8 protein-coding genes are annotated in these 7,878 nt (G+C 29.5%); 4 read left to right on the top strand and 4 right to left on the bottom strand.

Annotation, left to right across the window (positions count from 1 at the left end):
- The first annotated feature begins 175 nt into the window (after nucleotides 1–175).
- From ACTG3S_RS10620 to ACTG3S_RS10630, 3 genes are read left to right on the top strand one after another with little or no spacing between them, the layout of a single operon-like run.
- Nucleotides 176–796, top strand: coding sequence for a DUF2975 domain-containing protein (locus tag ACTG3S_RS10620; RefSeq protein WP_439129331.1), 621 nt, complete (start codon nucleotides 176–178; stop codon nucleotides 794–796).
- Nucleotides 797–798: 2 nt separating this feature from the next.
- Nucleotides 799–1,302 (top strand): DUF2975 domain-containing protein, encoded by a 504-nt coding sequence (locus tag ACTG3S_RS10625; protein ID WP_439129332.1) that lies wholly within the window; start codon nucleotides 799–801, stop codon nucleotides 1,300–1,302.
- A gap of 1 nt (nucleotide 1,303) precedes the next feature.
- Entirely contained in the window at nucleotides 1,304–1,513 is a 210-nt protein-coding gene (locus tag ACTG3S_RS10630) for a helix-turn-helix domain-containing protein (RefSeq protein ID WP_439129333.1), read from the top strand.
- Between the two features lie 144 nt (nucleotides 1,514–1,657).
- On the opposite strand, the gene ACTG3S_RS10635 is transcribed toward ACTG3S_RS10630, so the two are convergent.
- The 4 genes from ACTG3S_RS10635 to ACTG3S_RS10650 form a co-directional block, all read right to left on the bottom strand.
- A complete protein-coding gene (locus ACTG3S_RS10635; protein WP_439129334.1) occupies nucleotides 1,658–1,882 on the bottom strand; it encodes a hypothetical protein in 225 nt (74 codons plus the stop codon).
- A gap of 192 nt (nucleotides 1,883–2,074) precedes the next feature.
- Nucleotides 2,075–4,576 carry a prolyl oligopeptidase family serine peptidase gene (locus ACTG3S_RS10640; RefSeq protein WP_439129335.1) on the bottom strand — a complete coding sequence of 834 codons (2,502 nt, stop codon included), beginning with the start codon at nucleotides 4,574–4,576 and terminating at the stop codon, nucleotides 2,075–2,077.
- 114 nt (nucleotides 4,577–4,690) lie between these two features.
- Nucleotides 4,691–5,908 (bottom strand): NAD(P)/FAD-dependent oxidoreductase, encoded by a 1,218-nt coding sequence (locus ACTG3S_RS10645; RefSeq protein WP_439129336.1) that lies wholly within the window; start codon nucleotides 5,906–5,908, stop codon nucleotides 4,691–4,693.
- Nucleotides 5,909–5,918: 10 nt separating this feature from the next.
- On the bottom strand, nucleotides 5,919–6,368 hold the full coding sequence (locus ACTG3S_RS10650; protein ID WP_439129337.1) for a nucleoside deaminase: 450 nt from the start codon (nucleotides 6,366–6,368) through the stop codon (nucleotides 5,919–5,921).
- A gap of 59 nt (nucleotides 6,369–6,427) precedes the next feature.
- Between ACTG3S_RS10650 and ACTG3S_RS10655 the strand changes: the two genes are divergently transcribed.
- A partial coding sequence (locus tag ACTG3S_RS10655) for a 1-deoxy-D-xylulose-5-phosphate synthase (protein ID WP_439129338.1) occupies nucleotides 6,428–7,878 on the top strand: 1,451 nt, incomplete at its 3' end.

Below are 7,878 nucleotides of genomic sequence, written 5' to 3' on the forward strand. Positions count from 1 at the left end.
ATTGTCAATTTTTATGTCTAGAGACTAATACATTATTGTAAGAATATAAATTACTCAGACCTCACAGATTTTAGAACTTGTGAGGTCTTTTTTTGCTTAAAATTATCAAATTAGAATATTTTATTATTGTTTTTCAATAATTTTTATATATTTGCGGTGTAATATATTTTAAATAATGAAAACAATAAAGAAATTAAAAACAGCCTCATACTTTTTAAAATTTTTAATGATGATTCAGGTGTTTTTTTGTCTTGGTTTCATTTTTATTTATTTTCATTCTATGATTTCTCCAGAAAATTATACCAATTTAACAATTAATTCAAAAAGAGATATCATATTCAATTTTGATGTTCAACAAATTCCAAATACCTATGATGAATGGAAAAAAACTAAACAGCTCTATCATTATAATTTGTTAACTAATTATTCTAAAACTTATGTTATCTGGTCTAAAGTAATAATGTTTTCAGGATTTTTTCTTATACTTTTCTTTCTAAATAAATTCTTAAAAAACACTGAAAATTTTAACTTCTTTTTTGATAGAAATATTAAAATTCTAAATCATATTATTTTTTTAATTGTTGTTTTATTTTTTTTAGAGTTTCTTCTAAAAGGTTTTACAATAGAACCTTTAAAAATGGTATTCAAAAATAATACATCTCATTATTTAACTAAAAGAAGCGCCTCTATAGATTTTTTAATTTATTACCCTTTAGCAATAATATTCTTTTCTATTTTAAAAGCAGTTTTTAAACGTGGACAAGAATTAAAACAAGAAAATGATTTAACAATATAATTATGAAAAAAATAAAAGTTTTAAAAAGAATCGTTTTATTTCTTTTTGGCTGTACATTATTATGGTTTTTAGGTGATAATATTTTAGTTATTTTAGCATTATTATTTGAAAAGGATGTTTTACACTTAGGTCATTTTCGAAACACGAACACTCCATTTTTATTAAAACTTTTAGTAATTTTAAAATCTATTGCTTTTAGTATTTTTTTATATGGAGCTTATTTTCTTATTAAAATACTGCTTTTAAAAAAAATTACAGATTATTTTAATAACAACACATCTATACTTCTACAAAAAGCAGGTAAACTTATTGCAATATCAAATATCATTTCTTTTCTTTTAAGTTTTACAATATTTTTTGTGGATTATAAATACATGATTTACTTCAATGCAGATTCTAGGTACTTGTCTTTATTGATGATTATTTTCGGTTTTTTCTTAGTAATTTTCAGTAAAGTTTTAATTGAAGGAAGAAATTTAAAACAAGAAAACGACCTAACAATATAATATGGCAATCATTGTAAACTTAGATGTAATGCTTGCCAAACGTAAAATGCGTAGTAAAGAGCTGGCAGCAATTATTGGTATTACTACTGCAAACTTATCTATTTTAAAATCAGGTAAAGCAAAAGCAGTGCGTTTTTCTACTTTAGAAGCCATTTGTAAAGCTTTAGACTGCCAACCTGCAGATATTTTAGAATTTGTAGAAGATTCGTAAGATTATTCTAATTTCGTCTATAAAATTCCTGTCATTTCGAACGAAGTGAGAAATCTAAAATGGCATATATTATTTACGTTGACTTTTGCGAGACTTTTCCTAAAGTCGAATTGAATCTGGTCTTTTTTAAGTAAATATTAGCTACTACTCAAACTTGTTTATTTTCCTCTTTAAATGCTGAATTTCTGCGTCTTTATCTTTAACTTCTAAAGTATAATATTTTAAACTAGTAAATAAATAAATGATTACAAAAATGCTTTGTAAATCCATAGAATTGTAATCTGTAAAAATTGCTAATCTATTTAAAACAAAAGAAATCACAAACAAAATAATAGCCATTGTAGAGATTATTCTATAAACTTTTTTCATCACAAATTAATTTAAGCATTCAAAAAATAAAAATAAGAAAACCGGTGTTTAAAAACAAAACCTACAAAATATAAAATTTTGTAGGTTTTGTTGTGACAAAATGAACTTCTACAAGCTCAGTTTGACATTCGTCTTTATCATCAACTTTCAACAGTGAGAGTCCTTTGCCTTTGGGAAGGTTAGGATGGGCTTCTATCTATTCATCGGTTTATTTAAATTCATGTGCATAATATCTACCTCTGTATTTTCTTCTCCTAATAAATACTTGCTAAAATGATCTGCACGTAACCAGAAAGAATATTCTGTCATGTTACCAAAACCATGTCTTTGTCCTGGCATAATCATAAATTTAAAGCGTTTATTGGCTTTAATTAATTCATTTGCCATTCTAATGGTTCCTGCAGGATGCACGTTGTTATCCATATCACCATGAATTAACATTAAATGCCCTTTTAGGTTTTTGGCTAAAGATTGGTTGTAATCAATTTTATATTTGTGTGATATTTTACCTTTCTCATCAATTTCTTCTTTTACACCATGATGCGTTTCACTCCACCAAGAATTGTACACTCTATTATCGTGATTTCCTGCGGATGAAACTGCGGCTTTAAAAAAGTCTGGATACACTAACATGGCTGCTGTAGACATAAAACCACCACCTGAATGACCGTAAATACCTACTTTTTCGATATCAATAAATTTATGTCTGTTTGCCAATTGTTGAGCTACATATTTTTTATCTGCCAAACCATAATCACGTAAATTACCATAACCATAATTATGATACCATTTAGAACGATCTGGATGTCCACCTCTATTTCCTAAAGTAATTACCACAAAACCAACTTGTGCCATTCTATCTAAACGATCCATTCTGTAAGAAAAAGATTTGTTTACAGCCTCTGTTTGTGGTCCTGGATATACATACTCTAAAAGCGGATATACTTTGGTAGAATCCATATCAAAAGGCTTGTACATTACTCCATAAATATCTGTAATTCCGTCATCTGCTTTTACTTTAAAAGGTTCTGGAAATTTATATCCTGATGCAAATAATTGTGATAAATCTGCTGTTTCTAAATCCATCACTTTACGTCCTCTTGCATCTCTGACTTCTGATTTTGGAACAGTATTTACTCTGGAAAAGTTATTTACAAAAAACTTGTTAGAATCAGACATGGAAGAATTCGTTGTAAAATCTCCAGGATTTAACACCTTCATTCCACTACCATTTAAGTTGATTTTATAGGTATGCAAATAATAAGGGTCTTGTTCTTTATTTACCCCATTTGCTGTAAAATATAGTGTTCTACTTTTTTCGTCTAAGCCTTCAAAATTATCTACATGATAATCGCCCTCTGTAATTTGATTTTTTAAATTACCTTCTGAATCGTATAAATAAAAATGTGCCCAACCATCACGTTCTGCCCAATGTAACATTTCTGTTTCATTATTAAACAAAACCAAAGGTCTAGACTCAATATAGGTATTAAAACGCTCTTCGATTAAGGTTTTATATTCACCTGTATTAATATCTGCCACATTTATGTCGTATTTTTTACGATCTCTAGAAATTACACTAAAATATACTTTCCCTTTTTTAGAAAGTAATAAAGAAGGTCTAAAATCATCATCTCTACTTGATTGTTTTCTTGGAGCTCTAAATACAGAAATACTTTGCTGACGAACAGTATCTAAAGGAACTTTTACGTGTGTTTTTGTTGGAATATCAAAAATTAACAATTCAGATTTGTAATATTCTTGTTCACCTGGCATGTGGTATTTATAGGTTTCTAGTGTAGGTCTTTTTTTACCTGTAGAGTTAATTACCCATAAATCTTTAATATGTCTAGAGTCTGATTTTTGAAAAACGAACTTTTTAGAATCATGAGACCAAGTACCCCAAACTCCTTTTCTTTTGTCTTTGTTTTTTTCAATATCCACATTATCTTGTCCTCTAGTTCCACCTCCATAACCGTAATTTTCTTCACCATCTTTTGTCCATTGATTTTCTACAACAGTACTGTCTTTTTCATCTTTGATAAACTTTTTAAAGTTTTCTTTATCCATCCAAAACAAATTATAGTTTTTAGAATACAACACAATAGAACTGTCTGGAGCTACATTTGCCCAACGTCTCCAAGGTTTTTTCTCGGCTTTTTTGGTATCGATAATCCTTAAACCATTTCCACCTAATTTATATTCTAAATGGTAGGTTTTCTTTTCCATTTTAGGCTTTTTCTTCTTAGCCTTTTTGGTAGAAGTAGAATCCTTTTTAGTCGACTTTTTTTCATCTACAACCTCTACTTCTTCTGTAGCAGTAACTCTAAAGCGAATTGCGTTTTCTGCTTCATTAAATTTAAAACTAAAACGTGGTAAATGTTTTGCATCATAAGGATCTTTGGTTATTTCTGTTAACCACTTTGCCATTTTTACATTATCAAATAAAGGTTTTTTTGTTTTTCTATCTAAATCTACAATATAATGGTTAGAACCTTCTGAGGTTTTGTAAGCATACCAAAAACGGTTTCCTTTTTTTAACCAGTGTGGTCTTACACTTGTAGAGTGTACCATTTTTGCTAAGTTTTTTGGAGAGTATTTAGCAGCAGCTCTATAATTTGGCTTGGGTGTTTCTTGGGCAGATATTACTGAAACAGTAAATAAAAGCACAAAAATTAAAGTAATTTTTTTCATGAATAGTGTTTGTTTAATGACATTTAAAAGTTAAATTTCATTAAAACAATTTACACCACAAATTTTTTGGGAAGAGTTTGTTAAAATTTTAACAGTTATATGTTCGCTTAGGGTCTAAAATCTTTCTTTTTTAAAAAAATATTTAATTTTTAAGACTAAAAATTGAAAAACCCTAGATAAAATTTGATTGTATTTAAAATTAAATAAGCTGTCTATTAAAACATCTGTACCAAAATTGTCATGAAAAAACTGTATCCTGTTTTCTATTTGAGCATCAGAATATTTACTATACATTCTTTGGCTAGACATTTCACTTAAACGCCATTTAAATAATTTTTTTCTTCGCCATTTTTTACGGAAATTATCAAAGTTTGTTGTACCTGTTTTTAAAAATTCATCTATAGACACACAAGCCAAATCTGCACTTTGCATGGCATATCTTATACCTTCTCCACCTCTTGGGTTTATAGCAGAAACAGCATCACCTACCGCAAATACTTTATTGTTGTAAAATGTATCTTTTAAACCGTTTGAATATCTAATAATACCACCATGAATATCGAGTAATTTATAATCATCACATTTTAAATATTCAGTAATAATTTGTTCGGTAATTTTTTTGGTTGTTTTGTCTGTGTTTTCTTGGTCTTTAGATTTTAAGTGTACTTTACCTGCCCCAACTTTTAAAATATTTTGTTCCATTGGAAAAATCCAAGAATATCCTTTTATAGCCCATTTATGACCTAAAAAAAATACCAATCTGTCTTTATATTGTTCGTAAATTTCTGGTGAAACTTCAATTTGATATTCTGTACCACTTCCTAAATCCATTTTAGGTTGCGCTTCTTTAGTATCGTACATAACTTTTCTTAATGGTCCAGTAGCATCTACTACCAATTTAGCTTCTACTTGTAAAGTTTGATTTGCTTTATTTTTTTGAAGCGTAAGTACAACACTATTATCATTTACTTGTTTACTGATGTATTTATAACCAGTTAAAACTTCTCCACCGTTTTTAATGGTTTCATCTGCTAAAAACAGTTTTAGTTTACCATAATCTAATACAACTCCTTTCTGAGAATCTCCTTTCCAATGGTAGCTTTTTTTGGTACATTGTAATGTAATATCGCTCCAATATGCACCAATAATATGGTCTGGTAAATTAAATTCTTTCAAGGGTTCTAAAGTCATACCTGCACTAGAAAAGTTGTTATCCATAAAACTATCAAAACGTTCTACTAACAATACTTTATGCCCTTTTTTACTTAAATTTCTTGCAGCTTGTCCACCTGCAGGTCCACCTCCAATGACAACAACATCGTACTTTTTCATAATCAATTTATCAATTCAAATTACGTTTTTCTATAAAAAAACGTTTTAACAATTGCGCGCACTCATTTTCTAAAATTCCGCCAATAACTTTTGTTTTTGGATGTAAGGTTGTTTTTAAGTTTACAAAACCTCTTTCTAGCTCGCTTGCACCATACACAATTTTACCAATTTGTGTCCAATAACTTGCACCTGCACACATTTGACAAGGCTCTAGGGTAACATACAAAATACAATCTTTTAAATATTTACCTCCTAAAAAATCTGCTGCAGCTGTAAATGCTTGCATTTCTGCATGTGCAGTAACATCATTTAAAGTTTCTGTTAGGTTGTGTGCTCTGGCAATTATTTGGTTGTTTAAAACAATAATTGCACCCACAGGTATTTCGCCTTTATCAAAAGCATTTTCTGCTTCCTGATAGGCTTTTTTCATAAAATAAATATCATCAAAAGGCTGTATCATTCTATTTTGAATACTAAAATTCAATATTACAAAAATTGATGTTGTATTTTTGTAATTGAATGAATAATTTGTTAGAAAAAATATCAAATGTAAAGGATCTAAGAAAATTAGATGTTAGCCAATTGCCAGAATTGGCTAAAGAACTGCGCTCATTTATTATTGATATTGTTTCTACGAAAGAAGGTCATTTAGGTGCAAGCTTAGGTGTTGTAGAACTTACTGTTGTTTTGCACTATTTATTTGACACTCCCAATGATTTGTTGGTTTGGGATGTTGGTCATCAAGCCTACGGACATAAAATTCTTACAGGAAGAAAAGAGGTTTTTGACACGAACAGACAATTTGGTGGTATTGCTGGTTTTCCATCCATAAAAGAAAGTAAATTTGATGCATTTGGAGTAGGACATTCTTCCACTTCTATCTCTGCTGTTTTAGGGATGGCAATTGCCTCAAACCTAAAAGGCGCCACAGAAAAACAACACATAGCTGTTATTGGAGATGCTTCTATTGCAAGTGGAATGGCATTTGAAGCTCTAAATCATGCAGGTGTTTCTAAGGCAAATATTTTAATTATTTTAAATGATAATGCCATAGGAATAGATCCTTCTGTTGGTGCTTTAAAAGAATATTTAACAAAAGTAAAAACAGACAGAAGATTAGCAGCACAAAACAATATTATTAAGGCTTTAAATTTTGATTATTCTGGACCAATTGATGGACATGATATTGATAAGTTAATCGAAGAATTAAAACGATTAAAGTCTGTAAAAGGGCCGAAATTTTTACATATAATTACTAAAAAAGGAAAAGGTTTACAAAAAGCAGAAGAAGACCAAGTTACGTATCATGCACCAGGAAAATTTGATAAAGTTTCTGGAGAAAGAATTAAGAAAGAGGTTAGTGTATATACAAAATATCAAGATGTTTTTGGTAAAACTATTGTAGAATTAGCAACACAAAACAACAAAATTGTTGGCATCACACCTGCAATGTTAACGGGTAGTTCTTTAAAGTTTATGCTTGCTAAGTTTCCAGAAAGAACTTTTGATGTTGGAATTGCAGAACAACATGCAGTTACCTTAGCTGCTGGTATGGTTACACAAGGTATGATTGCCTTTTGCAATATTTACTCTACATTTTTACAACGTGCTTATGACCAGGTGATACATGATGTAGCCTTGCAAAATTTACCTGTAATTTTTTGTTTAGACAGAGCTGGTTTGGTGGGAGAGGATGGTGCCACACATCATGGAGTTTTTGACATTGCTTACCTACGTTGCATACCCAATTTAATAGTTTTTGCACCTAGTAACGAAATTGAATTGCGTAATATTTTATACACAGCACAACTAGGCTTAAAAAATCCTATTGCAATAAGATATCCAAGAGGGTATGGAAATATCATCAACTGGCAAAAATCTTTTGAGAAAATAAGGATTGGTAAAGGTAAATTATTAAAAAAAGGTACTAAAATTGCAGTTTTAAGTATTGGAACTATTTTAAAAAATAC

Source organism: Polaribacter sp. (assembly GCF_965656025.1).
Lineage (GTDB): Bacteria > Bacteroidota > Bacteroidia > Flavobacteriales > Flavobacteriaceae > Polaribacter.

What these genes read in the sequence shown, in the direction of transcription:
- ACTG3S_RS10620 (WP_439129331.1), top strand. Translation starts at nt 176, where the DNA reads ATGAAAACAATAAAGAAATTAAAAACAGCCTCATACTTTTTAAAATTT.
- ACTG3S_RS10625 (WP_439129332.1), top strand. Translation starts at nt 799, where the DNA reads ATGAAAAAAATAAAAGTTTTAAAAAGAATCGTTTTATTTCTTTTTGGC.
- ACTG3S_RS10630 (WP_439129333.1), top strand. Translation starts at nt 1,304, where the DNA reads ATGGCAATCATTGTAAACTTAGATGTAATGCTTGCCAAACGTAAAATG.
- ACTG3S_RS10635 (WP_439129334.1), bottom strand. Translation starts at nt 1,882, where the DNA reads ATGAAAAAAGTTTATAGAATAATCTCTACAATGGCTATTATTTTGTTT.
- ACTG3S_RS10640 (WP_439129335.1), bottom strand. Translation starts at nt 4,576, where the DNA reads ATGAAAAAAATTACTTTAATTTTTGTGCTTTTATTTACTGTTTCAGTA.
- ACTG3S_RS10645 (WP_439129336.1), bottom strand. Translation starts at nt 5,908, where the DNA reads ATGAAAAAGTACGATGTTGTTGTCATTGGAGGTGGACCTGCAGGTGGA.
- ACTG3S_RS10650 (WP_439129337.1), bottom strand. Translation starts at nt 6,368, where the DNA reads ATGATACAGCCTTTTGATGATATTTATTTTATGAAAAAAGCCTATCAG.